The organism is Streptomyces sp. NPDC056486, from assembly GCF_042795295.1.
In the GTDB taxonomy this organism is placed as follows: domain Bacteria; phylum Actinomycetota; class Actinomycetes; order Streptomycetales; family Streptomycetaceae; genus Streptomyces.
Window position 1 is genome coordinate 42,873 of sequence record NZ_JBHTSF010000012.1, and the last position, 23,559, is coordinate 66,431.

Consider the following 23,559-nt stretch of genomic DNA (forward strand, 5'->3'; position numbering starts at 1 on the left):
CGCGGACCGGAGAACGAACTACCGCTTGGCGTGCCGACCGCGCGACGCCGAGGCCCCACCGGGGGCGTCGCCCTCGGCCGCCGCGGCCTTCTTGGACTTGCTGCGCGCCCGCAGGAACTCGATCGCGATCGGCACCACCGAGATCAGGACGATCAGGATGAGGATCGCCTCGATGTTCTTGTGCACGAAGTCGATGTTGCCCAGCCACGCGCCGAGCATCGTCACGCCCGCGCCCCACAGGACGCCGCCGATGATGTTGAACGTGATGAACGAGCGGTACCGCATGCCGCTGACGCCCGCGATGATCGGCGTGAACGTCCGCACGATGGGCACGAAGCGGGCCAGGACCAGGGACTTCGGGCCGTACTTCTCGAAGAACTCGTGCGCCTTGACCACGTTCTCCTGCTTGAACAGCTTGGAGTCCGGGCGGTTGAAGAGCGAGGGGCCGACCTTCTTGCCGAAGAGATAGCCCGCCTGGTCGCCGAGGATCGCTGCGATGCAGATGAGGACCACACAGAGCCAGAGCGGGAAGTCCAGCTGCTTCGTCGTGATCAGCAGACCCGTCGTGAACAGCAGCGAGTCGCCCGGCAGGAAGAAGCCGATGAGCAGGCCGGACTCGGCGAAGACGATCGCGAGCAGACCCCAGACCCCGAACGTGTTCAGGAGGTAATCCGGGTCCAGCCAGCTTGGTCCGAGCGCAAGCGTCGTCACGGTTCCGGGCTCCTGAGGGTAAGAGGGCGATGCGGCGGGGACGGCCGCTCAAAGCTATCAACGCGAGGTGACGTGCCCAGGTTCCACTGTCCTTCCCAGGGTGCACTGTGCGGGATCTGGGACAAAGCTGTGTGCCATGGGTGTGCCGCGTACAACAGGTTATCGGTGAAGTCTTCGGCCTCACCGTGTGCTCCCGGCACTTGGGCAGCCAGCTCGGCGAAAGTAAGGGGCACCCGCCATCGCCGGGTGCCCCTTACCGGTCGGCTCCCCTACCGCTCAGCTGTTCCGCACCGCGTTCGCAAGGATCGCGTCCCGCATGTAGACGGCGAGCCCGGGCCGGATGGACTCGTAGGTGACCGTGAACCGCTCGTCCGCCACGTACATCTCGCCGAGGCAGCTGTGCAGCTCGTGCGAGCAGGCGTAGTGGAAGCGCGTGATGAAGAGGCGGTGTTCCTCCGCGACGTCCATCGCCTCCTCGGAGTCCGCGGGCAGGCCCCGGGCGAGCGCGTCGCCCATGCGCGCGTGCACGGCGGTGAACTCGTCGTTGATCCGCTGCCAGTCCTCCTTGGTGTACGAGGCGGCCTTGCGCTGCGACTCCTTGTAGGCGTCGGTGTCGCCCCAGCGCCGCTCGACCTCCTCCGCGTACTGGTCGGGGTCGTGGTCCCCGAAGACCTCGAACTTCTCCTCGGGCGTGAGGTTGATGCCCATCTTCTTCGCCTCCATGGCGGTCTCGACGGCGGCGGCCATCTCCTGGAGCTTCGTGATCCGGGCGGTCAGCAGCTCGTGCTGGCGGCGCAGGTGCGCGCGCGGGTCCGCATCCGGGTCGTCCAGGAGGGCCGCCACCTCGTCGAGGGGGAAGCCGAGCTCCCGGTAGAACAGGATCTGCTGCAGCCTGTCCAGGTCTCCGTCGCTGTAGCGCCGGTGGCCCGCGTGGCTGCGCTCGCTGGGCACGAGCAGGCCGATCTCGTCGTAGTGGTGCAGCGTGCGCACCGTCACTCCGGCGAAACCGGCGACCTGCCCCACGGAGTAGCTCATGGCTCCCGCCCTCTCTCTCGGTACGCGTTTCAGCCTGATTCCTCACGCCACGTGAGGTGCAAGTGCAGATCCCGGCGACCGGCCATATTCTCGCCAGCAGGTACGCAGTAAGTACGGAGCAGGCACGGAGTGCGCGTCAGCAAGGACAGAGCCAGACAGGAACGGACAGGGACACACAGGGACAGAAAACCTCAGCCACGAGGAGACCGCCCATGCCCCGCCAACACCCCGGCCCCGATCAGCCGACCGAGCGCACCCTCTCGGTGAACCCCTTCTACGGGGAGGCCAACCCGGTCAGCGGCATGACCGAGGCGCCGCCCAGGCACCACCTCCCCGACGGGCCGCTGCCGCCCATGACCGCGTACCAGCTGGTGCACGACGAGCTGATGCTGGACGGCAACTCACGCCTCAACCTCGCGACCTTCGTCACGACGTGGATGGAGCCGCAGGCCGGCGTCCTCATGGCCGAGTGCCGGGACAAGAACATGATCGACAAGGACGAGTATCCGCACACCGCCGAGCTGGAGCGGCGCTGTGTGGCCATGCTCGCCGACCTGTGGCACGCGCCGGACCCGACGGGCGCCGTCGGCTGTTCGACGACCGGGTCGAGCGAGGCGTGCATGCTCGCCGGGATGGCGCTCAAGCGCCGCTGGACCAATGCCAAGCGGAACATCGACCGCTATCCGTCGCCCACCGCGCGCCCCAACCTCGTCATGGGCGTCAACGTCCAGGTCTGCTGGGAGAAGTTCTGCAACTTCTGGGAGGTCGAGGCGCGCCAGGTCCCCATGGAGGGTGACCGGTTCCACCTCGACCCGGCGGCCGCCGCCGAGCTCTGCGACGAGAACACGATCGGTGTCGTGGCCGTGCTCGGCTCCACGTTCGACGGGTCGTACGAGCCGGTGGCCGAGCTCTGCGCGGCCCTCGACGACCTCCAGGAGCACACAGGGCTCGACATCCCCGTGCACGTCGACGGCGCGTCCGGCGCGATGGTGGCGCCCTTCCTCGACGAGGACCTGGAGTGGGACTTCCGCCTTCCGAGGGTGGCGTCGATCAACACGTCGGGCCACAAGTACGGCCTGGTCTATCCGGGTGTCGGCTGGGCGCTGTGGCGGGACGCGGAGGCGCTGCCGGAGGAGCTGGTCTTCCGGGTGAACTACCTCGGCGGTGACATGCCGACGTTCGCGCTGAACTTCTCCCGGCCCGGCGCGCAGGTCGTCGCGCAGTACTACACGTTCCTGCGCCTGGGCCGCGAGGGCTACCGCGCCGTCCAGCAGGCCGCACGGAACGTCGCCCGCGGCCTCGCGGAACGCATCGAGGCGCTTGGCGACTTCCGGCTGATCACCCGGGGCGACGAGCTGCCGGTGTTCGCGTTCACGACGCTGGAGGACGTGAAGGCGTACGACGTCTTCGACGTGTCCCGGCGGCTTCGCGAGCGGGGCTGGCTGGTGCCCGCGTACACCTTCCCGGCCCATCGCGAGGATCTGGCGGTCCTCCGCGTGGTCTGCCGCAACGGCTTCACGGCGGACCTCGCGGAGCTCTTCCTGGCGGATCTGAGCAGCCTGCTGCCCGAACTGCGCCACCAGCCGCACCCGATGACCCGGGACAAGGACGCGGCGACGGGGTTCCACCACTGAGGCCCTGGGCCCCAGTGGCGTCATTACTTACTGAGCGCCCCGAACCTCCGCACCGCCAGCGGCAAGAACGCCCCCACAAGGACCACGGGCCACACCACGGCCATCAGACCCGCGTGCTCGGCGGCCCACGAAGTGCCGACCACCCCGGGGTCGTTGCCGAACAGGTCGCGTACCGCCGTGGCCGTCGCCGACATCGGGTTCCACTCGACCGTGGCGCCGAGCCAGCCCGGCATGTTCTGCGGGACCGTGAAGGCGTTGGAGAGGAAGCCGACCGGCCAGACCAGGATCTGCACGGTCACGACGAGCTCCGGCCTGCCCGCGACCATGGCCAGGTAGATGCCGATCCACAGCATCGCGAACCGCAGCAGGAGCAGCAGGCCGACCGCGCCGACGGCCGCACCGAGCGAGCCGTGCCAGCGCCAGCCGATCGCGAGCCCGACGCCGATCATGACGAGGAGCGAGGCGAGCGACTGGAGCATGTCCGCGACCGAACGTCCCACCAGGACCGCCCCGTTGGTCATCGGCATGGACCTGAAGCGGTCGACCACGCCCTTGTTGAGGTCCTGCGTGACGGCGACCATCGTCGCGTCGAGGCCGAAGGCCATGGTCAGCGCGAACATGCCGGGCACCAGGAACTCGGCGTAGTCGCCCGCGATGCCCTTTCCGCCGCCGATCAGGTAGTTGAACATCAGAAGGAGCATCACCGGGAAGACCAGGCCGACGAGTACCTGCACGGGCTGCCGCGCCCAGTGCGCGAGTTCGCGGCGCGTCATGGTCCAGGAGTCGACCGCGGCCCACTTGACGGGCCTGCCGCCGGCCACCGGCGCGGGACTGGTCGTCATCGTGCTCACACGGTCTCCTTCGTACGTTCCTGATCCTCGGCACGGCCCGTCCGGTCCTCCGCGGGGCCCGTCAGGCGCAGGAACACCTCGTCCAGGGTCGGCCTGCGCACCGCGATGTCCTCCGCCTCGACACCGGCGTCCCGCAGGGCCTGTACGACCTCGGTGAGCGCCTCCATCCGGTCCGTCACCGGTGCGCTGGCCAGGCGCCGGTCCGCGTCCAGCGTGGCCTCGCCGGGCAGCAGGCGTGCCACGAGCTCCAGTTGGGCCGCGTCCCGCACCACCACGTCGATCCGGTCACCGCCGGTCTTCGACTTCAGCTCGTCCGCCGTGCCGTCCGCGATGACCCGGCCCCTGTCGATCACCGAGATGCGGTGGGCGAGCTGGTCCGCCTCTTCGAGGTACTGCGTGGTGAGCAGCACCGTCGTACCGCCGTCGACCAGTGAGCGCACCGCGTCCCAGACCTCCGTGCGGCCCCTCGGGTCGAGGCCCGTCGTCGGCTCGTCGAGGAACAGCACAGCGGGTTCCGTGATGAGCGAGGCGGCGAGGTCGAGGCGGCGCCGCATGCCGCCGCTGTACTGCTTGACCGCCTTGCGCCCGGTGTCCCCGAGCCCGAATCGCTCCAGGAGCTCATCGGCCCGCACGCCCGCGCGCCGGGCACCCAGGTGGTGGAGCCGCCCGAACATGTCCAGGTTCTGCCGCCCGCTCAACTCCTCGTCCAGGGCCGCGTGCTGGCCGAGCAGTCCGATGCGTTTGCGCACCTCGTCCGGTTGGCGCCGCACGTCGTACCCGGCGACCTCCACCCGTCCCTCGTCCGCCCGCAGCAGTGTGGCGAGCACCCGCACCGCGGTGGTCTTGCCCGCGCCGTTCGGGCCGAGCACGCCGTGCACCGTGCCGCGCCCGACCGCCAGGTCGAGACCGTCGAGCGCCCACTTCTCGCCGTACCTCTTCCGTGCGCCCTCGACGACGATCGCGTCCGTCATCCGTCTCCCCTCCGAGCCGCTGCCGCCCTGTATCTCTGTAATCAAACTTGACTACAGAGGCGACGCGAAGGAAGGTATCCCCGAATCCAGCTTTAGTCAAACTTGATCAGTGGCCGTACCGCTTGATCAGCGATCGCGTCAGTGGTCGCCTCAGTGGTCATCCTCCGCGTGCGGTTCCCCGGTCGCATACGGGTTCTCCTCCCCCTCGGCGAGGACCCCCACGAACGGATCACCCTCCCCCGCGAACGTGTACGCCCCGCCCTCGATCCGCCGGATCAGGCCGTGCGCCCACTCCACGCCCCCGTCGGCCGTGTGCACCCAGTAGTTCATGATCTCGCCGATGTGCCCGAGCTGCTCCGGGCCGTCCTCGGGGATGTAGTGCTCCGTGACGGACCCGCGCCAGTCCTCGATGCTCCGCACCCGCTGCTTCAGCAGATCGATCACCTCGTCGCGGGGCAGTTCGACGATGAACCCGATGGCCGCCGTGAGCATGTCCGGCCGCTGGTCGTACGAGACCAGGTTGGACCGGAGCAGGTCCAGGAACTCCCCGGTGCCCGCCTCCGTGATCTCGTACTCCGTGCGCGGCGGGCCGCCCGCCGTCGACGGGGCGATCTCGTGCGCGAGCAGCAGGCCTTGCTTGGCCATCTGTTTCAGCGCGTGGTAGATCGAGCCGGGCTTCGCGTTGGACCACTCATGGGCGCCCCAGTACTCCAGGTCGTTGCGCACCTGATAGCCGTGGGCCCGTCCGTGCTGACGGACGGCGCCGAGGACGAGGAGTCGGATCGCCGACATAAAAGCCACCTCCTTCTAATCAACTTTGATTAGAGTAGTCGGTATGGCCGAGACAATGATCCCCCTGTTCCCCTGCCACGAACTCGACGAGACCCTCGACTTCTACAAAGCCCTGGGCTTCGAGGTGACCTTCTACCAGAAGGCACCCAATCCGTACGCCGTGGTCCGGCGCGGCGACATGGAGCTGCAGTTCTTCCGGATCAAGGGATACGACCCACAGGCCTCCTACAGCACCTGTTACGTCGTGACCGACGACGTGGACACCCTCCACGAGGCCTTCCGGGCCGGACTCCGGGAGACGCTCGGGCGGATACCGACCCGCGGCCTGCCCCGGATAGGCACCGTGAAGGACATGAGTTACGGGGTGCGGCAGTTCCTGATGACGGACCCGGCGGGCAACTGCGTCCGCATCGGGCAGCCCATCGCCGATTCCTTCGAGCACGCGCCGGTGCCGAGGGAGAGGTACGCGCGCGCCCTGCACCAGGCCACCCTCCTCGGCGAGTCCAAGCAGGACCACGCCGCGGCCCTCCGCATCATCGACCGCGCGCTCGCGGCCGACGGCACCCCCACCCCCGTACAGCTCCAGGAGCTGCACGCCCTGCGGGCGGAGATGGCCGCGCAGCTGGGCGAGGAGCTTCAGCCCCAGGCCCAGGACCAGGCCCAGGACCAGGCCTAACCCCAGCTCTCGCCGCGCTCCAGGGCCACCAGCTCGAAGGCCGTCTTGCCGTCGAGGGACTCGCGGATGATGTCGGCGTGGCCCGAGTGCCGGGACATCTCGGAGATCAGGCGGAGCAGCACCCACCGCATCGACACGTCCTCCTTCGGGAACCACGGCTGATCGGGGAGCGCGAAGGTCTCGTCGAGCGTCGACAGGGAGCGGATGAACTCCTCGGTACGGTCGGCCACTTGACCCCAGTACGCGAGGACCGACTCGACCGCCTCGCCCCCGACAAGGCGGAAGCACTCGTCCCAGTTCGCCTCGGTGCGCTCGACCGCGGGATCGACGCCCTTCGCCCGCGAGATCCAGCTCTCCTCGACCTCCGCGACATGCTTGAGCAGCCCGGAGAGCGAGAGCTCGCTGGCGCTCGGCTTGGTGGCCGCCTGCTCGTCGGTCAGGCCGAGCAGGGCACGCCGGATGCCGCCGCGCTCGGCGTCGAGGAAGGCGAGCAGCGCGCCGCGCTCGTCGCCGGGGGCCTCTGCGTTGACGTGGGTGACCATGGGGTCCGCCTCTCCGAGCCTCTGGAGCCTGCCGGGCTTTCCGGCTCTCCGGCTTTTCGACACCGCTGACGTTACGGACCCTTGCGGTCAGCTTCTGTCCGCAAGGGTCCGGAGAGGCGGGGAGAGTCCGGGAGGCTCAGAAGGGGAACTGGGAGCGTCCGTGCTGCACCGAGATCCACTTCTGCGTGGTGAACGCCTCCACCGTCGACTCGCCGTTGAGGCGTCCGATGCCCGAGTGCTTCTCGCCGCCGAAGGGCACGATCGGCTCGTCGTGCACGGTGCCGTCGTTCACGTGGAACATGCCGCTGTTGATCCGCCGCGCGAACCGCACGCCGCGCTCGACATCGGCGGTGTGGACGGCGCCGCTGAGCCCGTACGGGGTGTCGTTGGTGATGCGTACGGCGTCTTCCTCGCCGTCGAAGGGCATGACCAGCGCCACCGGACCGAAGATCTCCTGGCGCAGGGCCGGGGAGTCGGCGGGCAGGTCCGTCAGGACGGTGGGCGCCACCAGGTTGCCCTTGGTGCGGCCGTGCAGGAGGGCCTTCGCGCCCCCGGCCACCGCCTGGTCGACGACCTTCGTCACCGCGTCCGCCTGCGAGGAGTTGATCAGCGGGCCGATGTGGGTCGCCGGGTCCGCCGGGTCGCCGACATTCAGGGACGCGATCTTGGCGACGAACTTCTCGGTGAACTCCGCCTCGAGGGACCGGTCCACGAGGATGCGGTTGGCGGCCATGCAGACCTGGCCCTGGTGCACGAAGCGGCTGAAGACCGCCGCGTCCACGGCGTAGTCGACGTCCGCGTCGTCCAGGACGACAAGGGCGCTGTTGCCGCCGAGTTCCAGGATCGACCGCTTGAACTGCGAGGCGCAGACCGTGGCGACATGGCGGCCCACGCGGTCGGAGCCGGTGAAGGAGATGACGCTGGGCACCGGGTGCTCGATGAACGCGTCACCGATCTCGGCGATGTCGGTGACGACCACGTTGAGCACGCCGGCCGGAAGGCCCGCGTCCTCGAACACCTTCGCAAGGAGGCCACCGCCCGTCACCGGCGCGTTCTGGTGGGGCTTGAGCACCACCGCGTTGCCGAGGGCGATCGCCGGGGCGATCGTCTTGGTGGAGAGGAGGAGCGGGAAGTTGAAGGGGCTGATGACCCCGACCACGCCCACCGGCTCACGGAAGAGACGGTTCTCCTTGCCCTCGCCGGGCGACGGCAGGATGCGGCCCTCGGGAAGCAGCGCGAAGTTGACCGCCTCGCGCAGGAATTCCTTGGTGAGGTGGATCTCGAAGGCGGCCTTGACCCGGGTGCCGCCCAGCTCGGCGACGATGGCCTCGGCTATCTCTTCCTCACGGTCCTCGATGATGCGCAGGGCACGCTCGAAGACTCCGCGGCGGGAGTAAGGGCTGGTCCTGCCCCACTCCTTCTGCGCGCGGTCGGCCGCTCGGTAGGCCTGGTCCACCTCGTCCGCCGTCGCCACGGTGATCGACGCCAGCTTCTCTCCGTTGTACGGATTGAAGTTGATGATGTCCCAGGAGCCGGTACCGGCCTTCCACTCACCGTCGATGTATTGGTGAGCCAGGTCAGTGAAGAAGGACATGAGACCCCTTGCCGCAGTCTGTGCAGACATCAGAATTCTCGTCATCGTACTGACGTCTCAGATGAGTTGGAGCAGCCCACGGAGAAGGTCGCGACTATCGGCCGGATTAGGGCTGTCGCTCTGCAGCTCGCCGACCACCCGCTCGTACTGGCCGACTTCCTCGGCCTTGTCGAGGTACAGGGCTCCCGTCAGCTGTTCCACGTACACGACGTCCGAGAGGTCCGATTCCGGGAAGCGCAGCATGGTGAACGCTCCGCTCTCGCCCGAGTGCCCACCGAAGCTGAACGGCATGATCTGAAGGGTGACATTCGGCCGTTCCGAGATGTCGATCAGATGCTGAATCTGACCGCGCATCACTTCCCGGTCTCCATAAGGACGTCGGAGCGCGGCTTCGTCGAGTACACAGTGGAAGCCGGGCGCGCGCTCGGAGATGAGCAGCTTCTGGCGTTCGAGGCGCAGGGCGACGCGGCGCTCGATGTCGGCCTTGCTCGCGTCCTTCATGCCGCGCGAGACGACCGCGTGCGCGTACGCCTCGGTCTGCAACAGGCCGTTGACGAACTGGACTTCGTAGACGCGGATGAGCGAGGCGGCGCCTTCGAGCCCCACGTATGTTTGGAACCAGCCGGGCAGGACATCCGAATAACTGTGCCACCAGCCCGTGAGGTTGGCCTCTCTGGCGAGCGAGAGCAGCGCGACCCGCTCGGCATCGTCGGTGACGCCGTACAGCGTCAACAGGTCCTCGACGTCCCTGGACTTGAAGCTCACCCGTCCCAACTCCATGCGGCTGATCTTCGATTCGGATGCGCGGATCGAGTAGCCGGCCGCTTCACGGGTAATGCCGCGCGATTCCCTCAGGCGCCTGAGTTGCGAGCCAAGGAGCATGCGCCGTACGACCGAGCCGCTCGACTCCCCTGCGGTCACTTCGCTCAACCCTCCCCATCACTTGGAAGCCAGCAGTCTGCCATTAAACGCTTCAGGGGGTACTCGTTCGGTTACAGAAACGGAAAGAGTTCGGAAGTCCTCCACAAGAAGTCGTAGGAAGAAATGGGCAAGAAGTAGCACGGGAACTAGCAAGTCCGGCGCGTGCACGTGCATCTGCCCTTGCATCTGCTGTACGCATTCGGAACCATGGCCTGCACGACGTTGCTGTATCACCGTCGGACCGAGCTGTATCGATCCGAACGAGCTGTAACGATGCGACGCGGCGTTGCTGACCGACCGCACCATCAGCACCACTTGCGCCACTTGCACCACCGCTCGATCCGCACCACTGCTGCACCGCACCACCGCTCCATCGCTATGTACCGCGAAACCGGGGAGTGCCTCGCATGGGGACGAATGGATCAACCATGCTCGAGCCGTTACGGCAGGGGCTTCCCCCACTCGACCCCTCAGCGGTCTCCAGCGCGGCGTCCTGTTCCCTGCCCGCCCGCTATGAAGCGGTGAGCAGCGCACGGCAGTTCACCCGCTCGACGCTGTGCCAGTGGGAACTGGAAGAGCGCTTCGACGACACCGCCCTCGTCGTCTCCGAACTGGTCACCAACGCCCTGCGGCATGCCCTGCCGTCGGACACTCCGCGCAATCAGGGCCCGCCGGTGCGGCTGCACTTGATGCGCTGGACCTCGCGTCTGGTGTGCGCGGTGCGCGACCCCAGTGACGACAGTCCGGTCGCACGCGAGACGGACGACGACTTCTCCGCCGAGTCGGGCCGCGGTCTGTTCCTGGTGGACTCGTTCAGCGACAGCTGGGGCTGGCACCCGCTCGCGGGCGCGCTGCGGGGCAAGGTCGTGTGGGCGTTGTTCCAGCTGGCTTAGCAGCGGGGCAGGCCAACTGCCGTCGGGCGTCAACCACCTATCAGGTGGTCGAAATCCCCGTCCTTCATCCCGAGCAGCATCGCCTCTATCTCGGCGCGCGTGTAGACGAGCGCCGGACCGTCGGGGAACCGCGAGTTGCGTACGGCGACGTCGCCGCCCGGCAGTTTCGCGAACTCCACGCAGGCTCCCTGCGAGTTGCTGTGACTGCTCTTCTGCCAGACCACCCCGTGAAGCTCCGTGGCGGCCATGCCGTTAAACACGTGGTGCACAGTCGCTCCCCGATGGTGCAGTGCCTGATGTGGTGGCCTTAGATGCAGTGGTCAACTGTCTCGGATCATAGCTGTGTTCACATGCCGATGCATGGGCAGATGCACGTGCACGCCGGGTGTTCCCTTGATTACAGTTCTGTCAGCATCCCGGGCAGCACCTGCCCAGGTCCCCGCATGACATGCGAACGGGTCGTCGGACGGGTCGTCGAGCGTGTCCTTTGGGTCGAAGCTTCGCGAGCCAGCCAGCCAAGTAGGCGCACCAAGTTCGCGTACTTAGCTCGCGCACTTGGCTCGCGCACTTGGCTCGCGTACATAGCTCACGTACTAAGAAAGGACGCACACCGCGCCCTTTGTGTTCCAACGTTCAGGTAATGGGCCGGATGGATCTGGTCCTGCGCCCGCACAACGAGAAGTAGGACGTCCCCCGTGGAGTGAACAGGGACGTCCTACTGATCTGTCTCTCGGGACGGCACGCTTCAGCGGGCCGAGCCGTACGGCAGCAACGCCATCTCCCTCGCATTCTTGATCGCGCGGGCAAGGAGTCGCTGCTGCTGGGCGCTGACCCGGGTGACCCGCCGTGAGCGGATCTTTCCCCGGTCCGAGATGAACTTGCGCAGCAACTCCGTGTCCTTGTAGTCGATGTACGTGATCTTCGCTTGATCCAGCGGGTTGGGCCGCGGCTTCTGGACGCGTGGGGAAGGCTTGCGGGGGGACATTTCAGACCTCCAGGAGGGTGTCGAAGGCAGGGGGCAAGTGCTTCCAGGCGTCGCGCCCCGCGGCGTACTCCTCGTCCGTCAGGAGGCAGGATTCAAGGACCTCTTCGAGGCCCTCGCGGTCCAGGCCCGGCGAGGTGAAGACCAGGTGCTGGCAGCAGTCGCCGTGCTCCGGATGCCAGTCGATGGCAGCCGCGGCCCGCCGCACCGGCGGCACCATCTCCCACGCGGCGTCCGGCAGCGAGGCCAGCCACGGCCCCGCGCTCTCCACGCACAGCGCACCGCCCGCCGCGTCCCAGCCGAGCAGCGTGTCCGGGTGGTCGGCCAGCCAGAACCGGCCGCGGCTGCGGGCCGCCGCGCAGGTCAGGTCCTCGAGCGCCTGGTAGAGCCGCTCCGGGTGGAAGGGCCGTTCCCGGTGCCATACGAGGGTGGCGACCCCCGCCTCGTCCGCGTCGGTCGGCAGCAGCGCGCAGGACGGATGCTGGGCGGCGGCGGCCGCCTCGACGTCGAATCCGGCGAGCGCGGCGCCCGCCAGGTCCCCATGACCGCTGATCGGGACCTGACGGGCAGTCGGGTGGAGCTGGGCGAGGAGCGCGCGGTCCTCGTCGTCGGCTTCGGGAGAGTCCGCGACGGCGAGCACGGGGGCGTACTCGAGCTGGCGGGCCCAGGTGTCGGCGACCGTGCGCTGATCCGTGGCGGCAGCGGCGAGACCGGCCTCCATCAGGTCGTCGCCGTTGCCGAGGTACGGCAGGAGGAGCGCGGGGTCGACGGCCGTGATCACGCCGCTCAGCCGCAGCCCCTCGCGCACGTGCGCCGTGATCACCTCGGCCATCGCCTTGGGCTCGACGGAGTCCCACAGCTCGACGACCGCGAGCCGCGTGAGACCGGAGTCCGCGAGCCGTTCGAGCTCGGGCACCAGGTCCTCGCGCAGGGCGCAGCACGCACAGTCGTTGACCAGCGGCGCTTCACCGGTGGAGAGCACTCCGGTGGCATCGCGCACCGTACGTACGACGGTGCCGTGCACGGCCGTCGCCAGGTCGTGATGGAGCGCCACGCTCCCCGGGACGGTGCTGAGGAGCCGCTCGACGGCCTCCTTGCGGGCGTCGGAGTGCAGACCGCCGACGATCGCGATGTCCATGTCCGTCTCCGTGGGGTTCATCGCGCGCCGTATCGGCGCTCGAAGCGCTCCACGCGGCCCGCGGTGTCCAGGACCTTGGCCGTGCCCGTGTAGAAGGGGTGGCTCGCGGAGGAGACCTCGACGTCGATGACGGGGTAGGTGCGCCCGTCATCCCACTCGACCGTCTTCTCGCTGGTCGCGGTGGAGCGGGTGAGGAAGGCGAAGCCGGCGGACTTGTCGCGGAAGACGACGGGGCCGTACGGCGGGTGGATGTCCTTGCGCATCGCGGTCAGCGCTCCTCTCGGAAGTCGACGTGCCGGCCGACGACCGGGTCGTACTTGCGCAGCGTCACGCGGTCGGGGTCGTTACGGCGGTTCTTGCGGGTCACGTACGTGTAGCCGGTGCCGGCTGTGGACCGGAGCTTGATGACGGGGCGGAGTTCGTTGCGAGCCATGGGGCTAGTGTATGAAAATGAATCCCGTTTTCAAAACGGTTCCGCAGGGGATCTCGTCCCCACGACCGAGAGGTGCGTCACCTTGTCCGCCCACTGCCAGCTGACCGGCGCCACGCCGGGCTTCGGCAACCAGATCTCCCATTCGCACCGGCGCACGTCACGCCGGTTCGACATCAACGTCCAGCGCAAGCGCTACTGGCTGCCGAGCGAGGGCCGCCACGTACGGCTGCGGCTCAGCGCCAAGGGCATCAAGACCGTCGACTCCATCGGCATCGAGGCCGCCGTCGCCAGGATCCGTGCGCGTGGAGTGAGGGTCTGATGGCCAAGAAGAGCAAGATCGCGAAGAACGAGAAGCGGCGCGAGATCGTCGCCCGGTACGCCGCGCGGCGGGCCGAGCTGAAGGAAATCCTCCGCAGGCCCGGCACGGCCGATGCCGAACGAATCGCCGCCCAGGCCGAGTTGGCCCGGCAGCCGCGTGACGCGAGCGCGACCCGCGTACGCAACCGGGACAGCGTCGACGGTCGCCCACGCGGTTACGTGGGGAAGTTCGGCCTCTCCAGGGTGAAGCTGCGTGACCAAGCGCACGCCGGATTCCTCCCCGGGGTGCGCAAGTCGTCCTGGTAGCTTGGCGCGCGATTCATCGACCTGATTCGAGCGTCGTACAGCTTCATGTAGGGGGACTTCAGTGCGCATGCACGTCCGGAACGTACGTATCGGTGCCGCGGCTGCGGGTCTTGTCGCCGCCCTTGTCCTGACCGGTTGCAGCAGTGACGGCGGCGACAGTGGGGACGAGGGCAAGGACAAGAGCTCGGCGGGGTCCTCCGCCGGGGCCGATGGGTCTGACGGATCCGGCGGATCCGACGGGTCCGGTACACCGGACGAGGGCGGTTCTTCCGGGGCCAAGGGCGTCGACTCCGAGGGCAGTTGGGTCGCCACCGCCGACGGGAATCCGCTCGCGCTGGTCATCGCCGGGAAGCAGGCGACGCTGCTCGGCGAGAACGTCCTGTGCAGCGGGACCGCCGGCGGCGAGAAGATCAGCCTCAAGTGCGCCAAGGGTGAATCGGATCGTACCGAGGGCACGGTCGATTCGGTCGACAAGACGTCGATGACAGTCTCTTGGCAGGGCGCGGGCAAGGACCAGTTCAGGAGGACCGAGGGCGGAAAGCTGCCGGAGGGTCTGCCTACGGCGGGGCTTCCGCAGTCCTGAGCCTCCCCGACTCCCCGACTCCCTCCGGGGCGTTGTACGACTAGCGGGCCGTGGGACCTTGTTCGGGGTCCTGCGGCCCGCTGTCTGTCTGCGCGTCGTCTGTGTCTTTCTGCGCGTCGCTGGTGTCTTTCTGCGCGTCGCCGGTGTCCGTCTGTGCGTCGCCGGTGTCCGTCTGTGCGCCTGTTTCTGAGCCGTCCACCAGCATGGGCGGCGGTGCGGTGTCCAGGGCGTCCGACAGTTCCTGGAGGGTCGCGAGGAGGAGGGCCGCTCCTCTGCGTACGACCCGGTCGGGCACGCCCTCGCCGTCCCACTCGTCGAGGACCTTGCGTACGGCTTCCCACTTCGGGACGCGGCGTTCGCGTACCGCCTTCGCGCCGTCCTCCGTCGACTTGCGCAGGGCTTCCGCGAGGCGCTCGGCCGCGGGGACGGGGGTCGCGTCACGGTCCGGGAGGTGGGCCTCCATCAGCATGGCCACGCGGCCGAAATGGGCAAGGGCCTCCTCGGCGTCGGCCGCCGCGGCACGGGAGAGTCCGCGGTGGCGTACCGGTTCGTGCTTGGCGCGGGCGACGGCTTCCTGCCAGGCGATACGGGCGTCGCGGGCGGCCAGGAGCGCCGCGCGGACATCCGGGCAGGAGCTTCCGCCGGGGTCTGCGTAGCGGCTGACGACGGCTGCGGCGTAGCGGCCGTCCGCCACCAGCCATCCGGCCAGGCGGTTGCGCAGCCGCGGGGTCTCCCATGCCGGGTACACGGCGTACGCGATCATCGCGAGGACACCGCCGAGGAGGGTGAGGCCGACGCGCTCCGGCACGGTCTGCGTCCACTGCTCGCCGCCCATGCCGAGCAGGAACACGACGTACGCGGCCACGCAGGCCTGGGCCGCGACCTGGCCCGTGCGCATCAGCAGGTACATCATTCCGGCGCAGAGCACGGCGAGCGCCGCGGAGAGCTCGGTGCCGGGGCTCGCCAGCTGCACCAGGCCCGTGGCCAGGGCGACACCCACGAGGGTGCCGCCGAAACGGGCCACCGCGCGGGAGTACGTCTGCGAGAAGTCCGGCCGCATGATCATGACGGAGGCCATGGGGGCCCAGTAGCCGTGGCCGAGGGGGAGCCAGGTGCCCAGGAGGTAACCGGCGGCGGCCACCGCGGTGACGCGGATCGCGTGCCGGGTGATGGGGGATTCGTGGCGGCGGCGGAGTTCGGCCCTCATGGCGCGGAGGGCAGCGGGGAACAGGGCGGGGAAGGTGGGGCGGAGGAGGGGGGTGGGGGTGGTGGTTTCCGTCGTCGCCGCCGTTGCTGCCGTCGTCGCTGTCGTCGCCGTTGCTCCTGCGGTCTTGGTCTTGGTCTTTGAGCTGGTGGCTGTCGCTGTGGCGGTGAGGGCGGCGGCCTTGTCGGGGGGCTTGCCCGCTGTTTCGACTACGTCGCGCAGTAGTGCCGCCAGGCGTTTCGCCGCTCTCTGTGCCGGGCCCGTGAGGATCGCTCCGGTGTCCGGGGTCTGGAGGGTGGCCACGGCCGCGGGTGGGATCTTCACCGGTTCGCCCTGCCGGATCGCCCTGGCCGCCGCGTCCAGGATCGAGCCTGCCGCGGCCAGGATCTCGCGCACGCGGTCGCGCTCGGGGCCCTCTTCCGGTACGCCCACCGCCGGGTCGGCCAGGGAGGCGAGCACCGGGCGGATGCGTTCCGCGATGCCGCGCGCGCCGTGGAGCTCGGCGGGGCGGGTGCGGGCCTGACGCGGGGTGACGGTCGCCGCGTCGCGGGCCGCCATCAGGGGTTCCGGGTCGAAGTCGGCGTGGGGGTCGTGGCGCAGGCGGCGGGCGTAGTCGGCCTCGGCGGCGAGCGCGTCGGCGAGGGCGTCTCTGTGGGCGCCCCATCTGCGTACGGGGAACAGGACCACGAGGGCGGCCTGCACCGCACCGCCCACCACCATCATCGCGGCGTGGCCCGCGGCAGCGGCCAGGGAACCGGGGAGGGTGACCGTGACCAGCATGATCGCGACGTTGGACGAGGCGATGATGCCGATGGTCGGGCCCGCGGCCCAGCTCAGGCCGGAGAGGAAGGTCCAGAGGGCGAGGAGGGCGAGGAAGAGGAGGGTGTGGGAGCCGGTGAGGTAGCCGAGAAAGGTGGAGATGGCGAGGCTCGTGCCGGAGGCCAGGGCCAGTTCCGGGCGGGGGCGCCAGCTGCGCTGGAAGGTGGCGATGGCGGCCTGGAAGGCCCCGAAAGCAGAGCTGGCGGCCACGGCCGGGCCGAAGAGGGTGAGGCTTACGCCGATGATGATGGCAAGGCCGACGGCGCCCCGCAGAGCGATGAGGGGTTCGAGGCGCTTCCGCTCGACGGTCAACCCCGAGCGGGTGGTCTCCTTCAGCGCTCGAAGCCAGGTCACTCTGTGATGATACGGGGCATATCGGGCTTAGCTGCGCTATGACCGGGGCGGTCCCCGCCGGTGCGTGGGGCGCTTGCCCTTCGCCTGCTCGCCAACGAGTCGATACGGGGCAATCGGGCGCGGGCGGGTGGCGGGAAGGCCTGTTCGTTCAGGCAAAACTGCGGGGGTGTCGGGCGGCTGGACGCGGAAGGCCCGTTCGGCCGGGCGAGACTCCGGGGCACCCGGAACACCCAGGGCGCCCTGAGCACCTAGAGCACCCAGAGCACCCGAACCCGCACCCCCTCAGGCGAGGCGGCGCCGCCCAGGCCCCACGTGTGCCTCATCCGCCGCCGCAGTCCCATGGGCCCAGCCCTCATGGTCCGTAGCGCCCCGCACCCGGGTAGTGGTGGTCTCCGGGAACATCCGCTCGGCATGGGACGTGACGGCCACATCCCGGGCGGCCAGAACGGGCAGCAGCTCCCCCGCGTCCGGGGACTCCACGGCGACGTCACCTGCCGCCGCGGCAAGGCGCGCCCCGAGACGGTTCGCGTACGCAAGGAGGAACGCCTGCCGGAACGTCTTCGTACGCTTCCGGCCACCCGCCCGCTGCCCCGCCTCGGCCTTCGTCATCGCAGCCGTGCCCTGCACGAGGAGGGAGGTATGGAGAAGCTCGACCACCTCCAGGTCGGGCTCGAAGCCGACGACGGTCGAGAAGCCGTACGCCTCGTTCCACACCGCGCGGCAGCGGTTCGCGGTGGCCACCGCGTCCAGGAGGATCGCCTTCGCCGTCTCGTACGGAGCGTCCACGCCGATGCGGCAGGCACCCGGAGTGTCCTTGGCATGGGTACGGGACGCGAGCAGCGCCTCGTCGATGGTGTGCCTGGCCATCAGCTCCTGCGCCTTGGCGGTGAGCGCCTCCGCCTCCTCGGGGAAACCGGTGGCCTCGGCCTTCGCCAGGAGTGCACGGATGCGGGTGAGGATGCGGGGCTCTTCGTGGCCGGGAGGCGGCGGCGCGTGGAGCGGAGTGCCGGGGGCGGGGCCCACCGGCTCGATCGCGGGGAGGCGCAGGAGAAGGCGGTAGAGGGCGAGGGCGGTGGTGGCCTGGGAGAAACGATCCGGCTTCGGGCCGCCCTGGTGGGGGCCGAGCTCGGCCAGCTGCGCCTGCCAGCGAGGCGGGAACGTGTCGCCGTACCCCCTGGTCTGCGTACTGATCACCTCGGCGGCCAGCTGCGTCAGATGGGTCCGGTCGATCCCGTGGGCGGCGTCGTCCTGGGCGCGGCCGACCATGCGTATGACGTCCGCGGGCTGCCAGCCCCGCTCCCACGCGCGACGCACCAGCTCCTCACCCCTGCGCCAGAGCTCCGCGTCGGCATCGGGGGCCGCCGCGAGGAGGGACGCGCCGGTGTCGAGCCCCTCGTCGCCGTCCGCGTACAACGCTGCCGCGAACGCCTTGTCGATCACCTCGGTCACCGGATCCATACGTCAAGGGTATGGCTGGCCCTACCCCCAGGACGCCCCCCAGTGGTCGTGCCCGGCGGGGTCACGGGCGGTTGGGTTGAGGCATGACCCCAGCTGCCGTCTCAACTGCCGTACGGCTCACCGCCCTCCGCCGCCAATACCGCGATGTGACCGCCCTCGACGGCGTCGACCTCGCGATACGCGCCGGGACCTTCACCGCGATCATGGGGCCGTCAGGCTCCGGCAAGTCGACGCTGCTGCAGTGCGCCGCCGGTCTCGACCGGCCGACGTCCGGAACGGTCGAGGTGGGCGGAACGGAGCTGACCGGGCTGAGCGAGCGGCGGCTGACCCTGCTGCGCAGGGACCGCATCGGCTTCGTCTTCCAGTCCTTCAACCTCCTTCCGTCACTGACCGCCGCCCAGAACGTCGCCCTGCCACTGCGGCTCGCGGGACGCAGACCCTCGCGTACGGAGGTGCGCGATGCGTTGGCCCGGGTGGGCCTCGGCGACCGCGCCCGGCATCGGCCGGGGGAGCTTTCGGGCGGTCAGCAGCAGCGGGTGGCGTTGGCGCGGGCACTGGTCACACGGCCCGCGGTCCTCTTCGGTGACGAGCCGACCGGCGCCCTTGATACGACGACCAGCCGCGAAGTACTGCTGCTCTTGCGGGAGTTGGTCGACGGCGAAGGACAGACCACGGTGATGGTCACACATGATCCCGTGGCGGCGGCGCACGCGGACCGGGTGGTGTTCCTGGTGGACGGACGGGTGGCCGATGAGGTGCTCGCGCCGGATGCGGGGGAGGTGGCCCGGCGGATGGCGGGACTCGAAACGGGCGGCGGCACTTCCGTGATCGCGCGCGACGAGTCGACGGTCCCGGGTGCCGAGTCACCGAACGCGGGTGGCAAGTCGATGATCGCGCGTGACGCGTCACCGAACGCGCGTAGCAAACCGACGATCACGCGTGACGCGTCACTGATCGTGCGTGGCAAGTCGATGTTCGCGGGTGGCCGATGATGTTCCTGGCCTCCCTCCGCACCCGCTGGGCCGGCCTTCTCGGCGCGTTCGTCGCTGTCGCGCTCGGCGTGGCGCTGACCGCCACGATGGGGCTCGGGCTCGCATCGACATTCAGCGCGCCGGAGCGGACACCCGTACGGTTCGCCGAATCCCCCGTGGTCGTTATGGGGCAGAACACCCTGACTGTCCCAGTGAAACGCGGCCCGGACACGGGACACGTGACCAAGCCACTAACTTATCCACACCCTGTGGATATCGAACTTCTGCGCGACCTTCGGCGCCTCGGGCCGGTTCAGCTGGACGGGGCGAAAAGGGACGCGGTGGGTGTGGACGCTCCGGCCGATGAGGTGCGCGAGGTCGTCGAGGCGCGGGCCCACGTCCTCACCGGGGGTGATCGGCGGCTGGCCGATCCGGAGCCGGGGCAGGATGCGGAGGCGTTGATGGCGGTGAACTCGTTCTTGGGGACGGCGGGCGGGGTGTCCGCGTTCGTCTCCGTTTTCGTCACCGCTTCCACTTTCGCCTTCGTGGTGGCGCTGCGGCGGCGGGAGTTCGGGCTGCTGCGGATGGCCGGAGCGACGCCGGGGCAGGTGCGCAGGATGCTGCTCACGGAGGCGCTCGCGGTGGGGGTCGCGGCCTCCGGGGTGGGGTGTGCGCTGGGGGCCTGGGGCGCGCCGGTGCTTGCCGGGATGCTGGTGGACGCCGAGATCGCCCCGGAGTGGTTCGGGATCGGCGGGGCCGTGTGGCCGTACCATCTCGCCTTCTGGGTCGGCGTGTTAGTCGCCATCGCGGGTGCGTGGACCGCTTCCCGACGGGCGGGGCGCGTGGGCCCCGTCGAGGCGCTGCGGGACGCGTCCGTCGACACCGCCGTCATGCCGTGGAGTCGGCGGATCGCAGGGGGCGCGCTTCTTGCGGCGGGGATCGGGCTGCTCGCCTTGACCCTGTGGACCGACCCGTCCGCGCTGATGAAGCGGAAGACGTACACCACCCAGCCGATGATCCTGATCACCGCACTCGCCGCCCTCACTCCCCTTCTCGTACGCCCCGTACTGCGCGCCGTCCGCCTTCCCGGCGCCGTCGGTCTCCTGGTCCGCGAGAACTCCGCCGCGTCGGTGCGGCGCACCGCGGCCGTCGCCGCGCCGGTCCTGGTGACGGTGGCGCTCGCGGGCTCGCTGCTCGGCTCGGCGGAGACGTCGGGAGCGGCGAGGGCGGCGGAGGCGCGGGAGCGTACGGGGGCCGAACTGGTGGTGACCGGCAAGGACTTGAGGCCCCTGGGCTCTCCGAGCGCTCTGGGCTCCCCGAGCTTTCTGCGACAGGTGGACGGGGTGGCGGTGGCCGCGTCGTCCGCGTCCACAGCCGTGTTCGTACGGGAGGAAGGCACGGCGCTGATCCGCTCGGACGCGCGGGCCGTGAATGATCCGGCGGCGTTCGCCTCGGTGTCGCGGCTTCCGGTGGTGGCGGGGGACATACGTGACCTCGACGACCGGTCGATCGTCGTCAACGAGGAGTGGGAGCGGCGGCGGGTGGGCGAGCGGGTCGACGTGTGGCTCGGGGACGGCAGACCCGCACGGCTGCGGATCGTCGCGGTGCTTGAGCGAGGAACGGGGGACAACGGGGCGTACGTGACGGCGGCGAATGCGGGGGCGGGGTCGGGCGGCGCGCCGGTGGACCGCATCGACGTGGGGCTGCGGGCGGGGGCGGACCGGGACGAGGTGGCGGGAGCGCTGCGGGAGCGTGCGCGTGCAGGTGGGGGTGGCGCCGAGGGTGAGGGCGAGGGTGGGATTCGGGTGCGCTCGGCGGAGGAGTGGCTGGCGGACACCCACCCGGCGACGAAGCCGCAGACACGGCTGGGTCTGTTGGTGCTGCTGGGTATCGCGCTGGTCTACACGGCCATCTCCCTGGCGGGAACACTGCTGATGGCAACGTCGGTACGGGGCCCTGAGCTGCGGTCACTGCGGATGGCAGGAGCCACGTGGGGGCAAGTGCGGATGGTGATCGCCGGGGAGTCCTTGCTGGCGGTGGGGGTGGGCGCGGTACTGGGCCTCGCGGTCACGCTGCTCAACCTGGGCACTCTGAGCGCGGGCTTGGCACGCCTTTCGGCACCGGCGGGGCTGGTAGTGCCTTGGGGGATGGTGGGGCTGGCCGCGGGAATCTGCGCGGTGGTAGGCGTGGGGTCGGCACTGCTGGGGATACGGCGCCACTGAGCCCCTCCCCTCCCTTCCATACGACTCCCCCTCACCTACTCCGGCTGCTCTACTCGTGCTTGTGCTTGCTCGTACGGATCACCGACCCACGCCGACTGCTCTGCGCACCCCGACTTGTACGGATCACCCACCCACCCCCGCCCCTCTACTCACCCCCGCCTGTACGGATCACCTGCCCACCCACCCCTGGCCCCGCAGGCGCTAGATGGTGCTGCCGGGCAATCGGGCGGGTGGGTGGGAAAGGCCCGTTCGACCAGAGGCAGACGCAGGGCAACCGATACCCCCGCCCCCGCCGCCGGCACCGCACCGCACCGCCCCCCGCAAAGCCCTCCGCAAAGCCCTCCGCAGGATTGTCAGTGGCTGCTGCAAGACTCACCGGTATGACAGAAAGGTGGGCCCTCGCCCCCACCGAGACCGGCGGCGCCACCCTCGCCCCCCTCGGAGAAGACGGCCTGCCCTCAGGACCGCCCCTGCACGAGCCGGACCTCGCGAGGGCCGTCCGCGAGAGACCCGACACGAGCCGCTGGGTCTGGCGGTCCACCGCCGAGATCTACCCCGCACTGCTCACGGCGGGCGTCCACGTCGACAGGTGCTACGACATCGAGGACGCCGAGCTGCTCCTCCTCGGTCACGAGGGCCGCCTCGGCGAACCCCGCTCGGCCGCGGCGGCCTGGGCCCGGCTGCACAACGCCCCCGTACCGAACGACCCGCCCCCCAGAGCGGCAGCTCCCGGCGCCCAGGACTCCCTCTTCGAGCCCTCCCCCGTGACGTCCCTCCCCTTCGACGCCCTCCTGGAGGTGTATGCCGCGCAGCAGCGAAGACACGAGGCCGCCGAGCACCCCGGCAGGATGCGGCTGCTCACGGCGGCCGAGTCGGCCGGGATGCTGGTGGCCGCGGAGATGAACGTGGCGGGCCTCCCCTGGCGCGCCGACGTCCATCACGCCCTGCTCACCGAGCTCCTCGGCGAGCGGTATGCGGGCGGCGGCAGGAACGCGGGAGCGTCCGAGCCCCGCCGCCTCGCCGAGCTCGCCGACGAGATCTCCGCCGCCTTCGGCCGCCGCGTCCGCCCCGACCTGCCGAACGACGTCATCAAGGCCTTCGCGCAGGCCGGTATCAGGCTCAAGTCCACCCGGCGCTGGGCGCTGGAAGAGATCGACCACCCGGCCGTGCGGCCCTTGATCGAGTACAAGAAGCTGTATCGGATCTGGACGGCGCACGGCTGGAGCTGGCTCCAGGACTGGGTGCGCGACGGCCGCTTCCGGCCCGAGTACACCCCGGGCGGCACCGTCAGCGGCCGCTGGACGACGAACGGGGGCGGCGCGCTGCAGATCCCCAAGATCATCAGGCGTGCGGTCGTCGCCGACCCCGGCTGGCGGCTCGTCGTCGCCGACGCCGACCAGATGGAGCCGCGCGTTCTCGCCGCGATCTCCCGCGACCGGGGCCTGATGGAGGTGGCAGGGAGCCACGAGGACCTCTACACGCGTCTCTCGGACCGCGCGTTCTCCGGCGACCGCGACCACGCCAAGATCGCGCTCCTCGGCGCCGTGTACGGGCAGACTTCGGGCGACGGTCTGAAGAACCTGGCGGCACTGCGCCGCAGATTCCCCGCCGCCGTCGCGTACGTCGACGACGCGGCAAAGGCGGGCGAGGAGGGCAGACTCGTACGGACGTGGCTGGGTCGGACGAGTCCTCCGGCGGCCGGAGCAGGGGACTTCGACGAGGCGGGCATCCCGCAGGACGAACCGGCCGAACTTCCCTACCAGGAGGGGGAGTTCACTCCGGGGTACGCCTCCTCCAACACCCGTGCCCGTGGCCGCTTCACCCGTAACTTCGTCGTCCAGGGCAGCGCGGCCGACTGGGCCCTGCTGATGCTGGCCGCGCTGCGTCAGTCCATCGCCGCGGCCGGTCTCCGCGCCGAGCTGGTCTTCTTCCAGCACGACGAGGTCATCGTGCACTGCCCACAGGAGGAGGCCGAGACGGTCACGGCGGCCATCCGCGCGGCCGGAGATCTGGCAGGGCGCATAACGTTCGGCGAGACGCCGGTGCGTTTCCCGTTCACCGTCGCCGTGGTGGAGTGCTACGCGGACGCGAAGTAGCCCTCACACACCCCTGGTTCAACCCGCCCGACCCACCTGACGCGCTCAGCCCGCC

At 69.7% G+C, this 23,559-nt stretch carries 23 protein-coding genes and 1 pseudogene; 9 read left to right on the forward strand and 15 right to left on the reverse strand.

Features of this window, described 5'->3' with window-relative positions:
• Window positions 1–18: 18 nt before the first annotated feature.
• Together ACFQ7F_RS08050 and ACFQ7F_RS08055 are read right to left on the reverse strand one after the other, a co-directional pair.
• Window positions 19–711: a DedA family protein gene (locus ACFQ7F_RS08050; RefSeq protein WP_383267828.1), complete on the reverse strand. Its 693-nt coding sequence runs from the start codon at window positions 709–711 to the stop codon at window positions 19–21.
• A gap of 276 nt (window positions 712–987) precedes the next feature.
• The gene (locus tag ACFQ7F_RS08055; protein WP_383267831.1) at window positions 988–1,746 is read right to left on the reverse strand and encodes a MerR family transcriptional regulator; all 759 of its coding nucleotides are present in this window, start codon (window positions 1,744–1,746) and stop codon (window positions 988–990) included.
• 212 nt (window positions 1,747–1,958) lie between these two features.
• Here ACFQ7F_RS08055 and ACFQ7F_RS08060 point away from each other — a divergent pair, with 212 nt between their 5' ends.
• Window positions 1,959–3,380, forward strand: coding sequence for a glutamate decarboxylase (locus tag ACFQ7F_RS08060; RefSeq protein ID WP_383267834.1), 1,422 nt, complete (start codon window positions 1,959–1,961; stop codon window positions 3,378–3,380).
• Window positions 3,381–3,403: 23 nt separating this feature from the next.
• Here ACFQ7F_RS08060 and ACFQ7F_RS08065 read toward each other — a convergent pair whose 3' ends face one another.
• The 3 genes from ACFQ7F_RS08065 to ACFQ7F_RS08075 form a co-directional block, all read right to left on the reverse strand.
• On the reverse strand, window positions 3,404–4,222 hold the full coding sequence (locus ACFQ7F_RS08065) for an ABC transporter permease (protein WP_383267991.1): 819 nt from the start codon (window positions 4,220–4,222) through the stop codon (window positions 3,404–3,406).
• 5 nt (window positions 4,223–4,227) lie between these two features.
• The gene (locus ACFQ7F_RS08070) at window positions 4,228–5,202 is read right to left on the reverse strand and encodes an ATP-binding cassette domain-containing protein (RefSeq protein ID WP_383267836.1); all 975 of its coding nucleotides are present in this window, start codon (window positions 5,200–5,202) and stop codon (window positions 4,228–4,230) included.
• A gap of 150 nt (window positions 5,203–5,352) precedes the next feature.
• Window positions 5,353–5,994: a PadR family transcriptional regulator gene (locus tag ACFQ7F_RS08075; RefSeq protein WP_383267839.1), complete on the reverse strand. Its 642-nt coding sequence runs from the start codon at window positions 5,992–5,994 to the stop codon at window positions 5,353–5,355.
• A 43-nt stretch (window positions 5,995–6,037) separates the two neighbouring features.
• On the opposite strand from ACFQ7F_RS08075, the gene ACFQ7F_RS08080 reads away from it, so the two are divergent.
• Window positions 6,038–6,670 carry a bleomycin resistance protein gene (locus ACFQ7F_RS08080; RefSeq protein WP_383267842.1) on the forward strand — a complete coding sequence of 211 codons (633 nt, stop codon included), beginning with the start codon at window positions 6,038–6,040 and terminating at the stop codon, window positions 6,668–6,670.
• On the opposite strand, the gene ACFQ7F_RS08085 is transcribed toward ACFQ7F_RS08080, so the two are convergent.
• From ACFQ7F_RS08085 to ACFQ7F_RS08095, 3 genes are all read right to left on the reverse strand, one after another.
• Window positions 6,667–7,212 carry a DinB family protein gene (locus tag ACFQ7F_RS08085; RefSeq protein ID WP_383267845.1) on the reverse strand — a complete coding sequence of 182 codons (546 nt, stop codon included), beginning with the start codon at window positions 7,210–7,212 and terminating at the stop codon, window positions 6,667–6,669. The two genes, ACFQ7F_RS08080 and ACFQ7F_RS08085, sit on opposite strands and share 4 nt — an antisense overlap.
• A gap of 136 nt (window positions 7,213–7,348) precedes the next feature.
• On the reverse strand, window positions 7,349–8,806 hold the full coding sequence (locus ACFQ7F_RS08090) for an aldehyde dehydrogenase family protein (protein WP_383267848.1): 1,458 nt from the start codon (window positions 8,804–8,806) through the stop codon (window positions 7,349–7,351).
• Between the two features lie 57 nt (window positions 8,807–8,863).
• Entirely contained in the window at window positions 8,864–9,727 is an 864-nt protein-coding gene (locus ACFQ7F_RS08095) for a helix-turn-helix domain-containing protein (RefSeq protein WP_383267851.1), read from the reverse strand.
• A gap of 407 nt (window positions 9,728–10,134) precedes the next feature.
• On the opposite strand from ACFQ7F_RS08095, the gene ACFQ7F_RS08100 reads away from it, so the two are divergent.
• The gene (locus ACFQ7F_RS08100) at window positions 10,135–10,620 is read left to right on the forward strand and encodes an ATP-binding protein (RefSeq protein ID WP_383267854.1); all 486 of its coding nucleotides are present in this window, start codon (window positions 10,135–10,137) and stop codon (window positions 10,618–10,620) included.
• A gap of 29 nt (window positions 10,621–10,649) precedes the next feature.
• On the opposite strand, the gene ACFQ7F_RS08105 is transcribed toward ACFQ7F_RS08100, so the two are convergent.
• The 5 genes from ACFQ7F_RS08105 to rpmG form a co-directional block, all read right to left on the reverse strand.
• Window positions 10,650–10,889 carry a DUF397 domain-containing protein gene (locus ACFQ7F_RS08105; RefSeq protein ID WP_383267857.1) on the reverse strand — a complete coding sequence of 80 codons (240 nt, stop codon included), beginning with the start codon at window positions 10,887–10,889 and terminating at the stop codon, window positions 10,650–10,652.
• Between the two features lie 476 nt (window positions 10,890–11,365).
• Complete coding sequence (gene rpsR, locus ACFQ7F_RS08110; RefSeq protein WP_383267860.1) at window positions 11,366–11,605, reverse strand: 30S ribosomal protein S18; 240 nt, start codon at window positions 11,603–11,605, stop codon at window positions 11,366–11,368.
• A gap of 1 nt (window position 11,606) precedes the next feature.
• A complete protein-coding gene (locus tag ACFQ7F_RS08115; RefSeq protein ID WP_383267863.1) occupies window positions 11,607–12,761 on the reverse strand; it encodes a CobW family GTP-binding protein in 1,155 nt (384 codons plus the stop codon).
• Window positions 12,758–13,003, reverse strand: coding sequence for a type B 50S ribosomal protein L31 (locus tag ACFQ7F_RS08120; RefSeq protein WP_383267867.1), 246 nt, complete (start codon window positions 13,001–13,003; stop codon window positions 12,758–12,760). The genes ACFQ7F_RS08115 and ACFQ7F_RS08120 overlap by 4 nt, the downstream gene beginning before the upstream one ends.
• A 5-nt stretch (window positions 13,004–13,008) precedes the next feature.
• Entirely contained in the window at window positions 13,009–13,173 is a 165-nt protein-coding gene (gene rpmG / locus ACFQ7F_RS08125; RefSeq protein WP_383267870.1) for a 50S ribosomal protein L33, read from the reverse strand.
• A gap of 82 nt (window positions 13,174–13,255) precedes the next feature.
• Between rpmG and rpmB the strand changes: the two genes are divergently transcribed.
• The 3 genes from rpmB to ACFQ7F_RS08140 all read left to right on the forward strand — a co-directional run bounded on the left by rpmB (window position 13,256) and on the right by ACFQ7F_RS08140 (window position 14,380).
• Window positions 13,256–13,492: a 50S ribosomal protein L28 gene (gene rpmB, locus ACFQ7F_RS08130; protein WP_363210575.1), complete on the forward strand. Its 237-nt coding sequence runs from the start codon at window positions 13,256–13,258 to the stop codon at window positions 13,490–13,492.
• Entirely contained in the window at window positions 13,492–13,797 is a 306-nt protein-coding gene (rpsN, locus tag ACFQ7F_RS08135) for a 30S ribosomal protein S14 (RefSeq protein ID WP_383267875.1), read from the forward strand. The genes rpmB and rpsN overlap by 1 nt, the downstream gene beginning before the upstream one ends.
• A 67-nt stretch (window positions 13,798–13,864) precedes the next feature.
• Window positions 13,865–14,380: a hypothetical protein gene (locus ACFQ7F_RS08140; protein WP_383267878.1), complete on the forward strand. Its 516-nt coding sequence runs from the start codon at window positions 13,865–13,867 to the stop codon at window positions 14,378–14,380.
• A gap of 40 nt (window positions 14,381–14,420) precedes the next feature.
• On the opposite strand, the gene ACFQ7F_RS08145 is transcribed toward ACFQ7F_RS08140, so the two are convergent.
• Both ACFQ7F_RS08145 and ACFQ7F_RS08150 read right to left on the reverse strand, forming a co-directional pair.
• Window positions 14,421–16,757, reverse strand: coding sequence for an FUSC family protein (locus ACFQ7F_RS08145; protein WP_383267881.1), 2,337 nt, complete (start codon window positions 16,755–16,757; stop codon window positions 14,421–14,423).
• Between the two features lie 282 nt (window positions 16,758–17,039).
• Window positions 17,040–18,215, reverse strand: a complete 1,176-nt coding sequence (locus tag ACFQ7F_RS08150; protein WP_383267883.1) for a DUF2786 domain-containing protein — start codon at window positions 18,213–18,215, stop codon at window positions 17,040–17,042.
• A gap of 83 nt (window positions 18,216–18,298) precedes the next feature.
• Here ACFQ7F_RS08150 and ACFQ7F_RS08155 point away from each other — a divergent pair.
• The 3 genes and pseudogenes from ACFQ7F_RS08155 to ACFQ7F_RS08165 form a co-directional block, all read left to right on the forward strand.
• Window positions 18,299–19,039, forward strand: a pseudogene (locus ACFQ7F_RS08155) (ABC transporter ATP-binding protein); the annotation flags it as partial.
• Window positions 19,040–19,203: 164 nt separating this feature from the next.
• Window positions 19,204–21,408 (forward strand): FtsX-like permease family protein, encoded by a 2,205-nt coding sequence (locus tag ACFQ7F_RS08160; RefSeq protein ID WP_383267886.1) that lies wholly within the window; start codon window positions 19,204–19,206, stop codon window positions 21,406–21,408.
• 380 nt (window positions 21,409–21,788) lie between these two features.
• Window positions 21,789–23,504 carry a bifunctional 3'-5' exonuclease/DNA polymerase gene (locus ACFQ7F_RS08165; protein ID WP_383267889.1) on the forward strand — a complete coding sequence of 572 codons (1,716 nt, stop codon included), beginning with the start codon at window positions 21,789–21,791 and terminating at the stop codon, window positions 23,502–23,504.
• Window positions 23,505–23,559 lie beyond the last annotated feature (55 nt).

Bases quoted from the DNA above. Each gene is read 5' to 3' on its own strand.
- ACFQ7F_RS08120 (WP_383267867.1), bottom strand. From the start codon at position 13,003: ATGCGCAAGGACATCCACCCGCCGTACGGCCCCGTCGTCTTCCGCGAC.
- ACFQ7F_RS08090 (WP_383267848.1), bottom strand. From the start codon at position 8,806: ATGTCCTTCTTCACTGACCTGGCTCACCAATACATCGACGGTGAGTGG.
- ACFQ7F_RS08160 (WP_383267886.1), top strand. From the start codon at position 19,204: ATGATGTTCCTGGCCTCCCTCCGCACCCGCTGGGCCGGCCTTCTCGGC.
- rpsR (WP_383267860.1), bottom strand. From the start codon at position 11,605: ATGTCCCCCCGCAAGCCTTCCCCACGCGTCCAGAAGCCGCGGCCCAAC.
- ACFQ7F_RS08150 (WP_383267883.1), bottom strand. From the start codon at position 18,215: ATGGATCCGGTGACCGAGGTGATCGACAAGGCGTTCGCGGCAGCGTTG.
- ACFQ7F_RS08065 (WP_383267991.1), bottom strand. From the start codon at position 4,222: ATGACGACCAGTCCCGCGCCGGTGGCCGGCGGCAGGCCCGTCAAGTGG.
- ACFQ7F_RS08070 (WP_383267836.1), bottom strand. From the start codon at position 5,202: ATGACGGACGCGATCGTCGTCGAGGGCGCACGGAAGAGGTACGGCGAG.
- ACFQ7F_RS08165 (WP_383267889.1), top strand. From the start codon at position 21,789: ATGACAGAAAGGTGGGCCCTCGCCCCCACCGAGACCGGCGGCGCCACC.
- ACFQ7F_RS08115 (WP_383267863.1), bottom strand. From the start codon at position 12,761: ATGAACCCCACGGAGACGGACATGGACATCGCGATCGTCGGCGGTCTG.
- ACFQ7F_RS08060 (WP_383267834.1), top strand. From the start codon at position 1,959: ATGCCCCGCCAACACCCCGGCCCCGATCAGCCGACCGAGCGCACCCTC.
- ACFQ7F_RS08085 (WP_383267845.1), bottom strand. From the start codon at position 7,212: ATGGTCACCCACGTCAACGCAGAGGCCCCCGGCGACGAGCGCGGCGCG.
- ACFQ7F_RS08140 (WP_383267878.1), top strand. From the start codon at position 13,865: ATGCACGTCCGGAACGTACGTATCGGTGCCGCGGCTGCGGGTCTTGTC.
- ACFQ7F_RS08055 (WP_383267831.1), bottom strand. From the start codon at position 1,746: ATGAGCTACTCCGTGGGGCAGGTCGCCGGTTTCGCCGGAGTGACGGTG.
- rpmG (WP_383267870.1), bottom strand. From the start codon at position 13,173: ATGGCTCGCAACGAACTCCGCCCCGTCATCAAGCTCCGGTCCACAGCC.
- rpsN (WP_383267875.1), top strand. From the start codon at position 13,492: ATGGCCAAGAAGAGCAAGATCGCGAAGAACGAGAAGCGGCGCGAGATC.
- ACFQ7F_RS08075 (WP_383267839.1), bottom strand. From the start codon at position 5,994: ATGTCGGCGATCCGACTCCTCGTCCTCGGCGCCGTCCGTCAGCACGGA.
- ACFQ7F_RS08100 (WP_383267854.1), top strand. From the start codon at position 10,135: ATGGGGACGAATGGATCAACCATGCTCGAGCCGTTACGGCAGGGGCTT.
- ACFQ7F_RS08080 (WP_383267842.1), top strand. From the start codon at position 6,038: ATGGCCGAGACAATGATCCCCCTGTTCCCCTGCCACGAACTCGACGAG.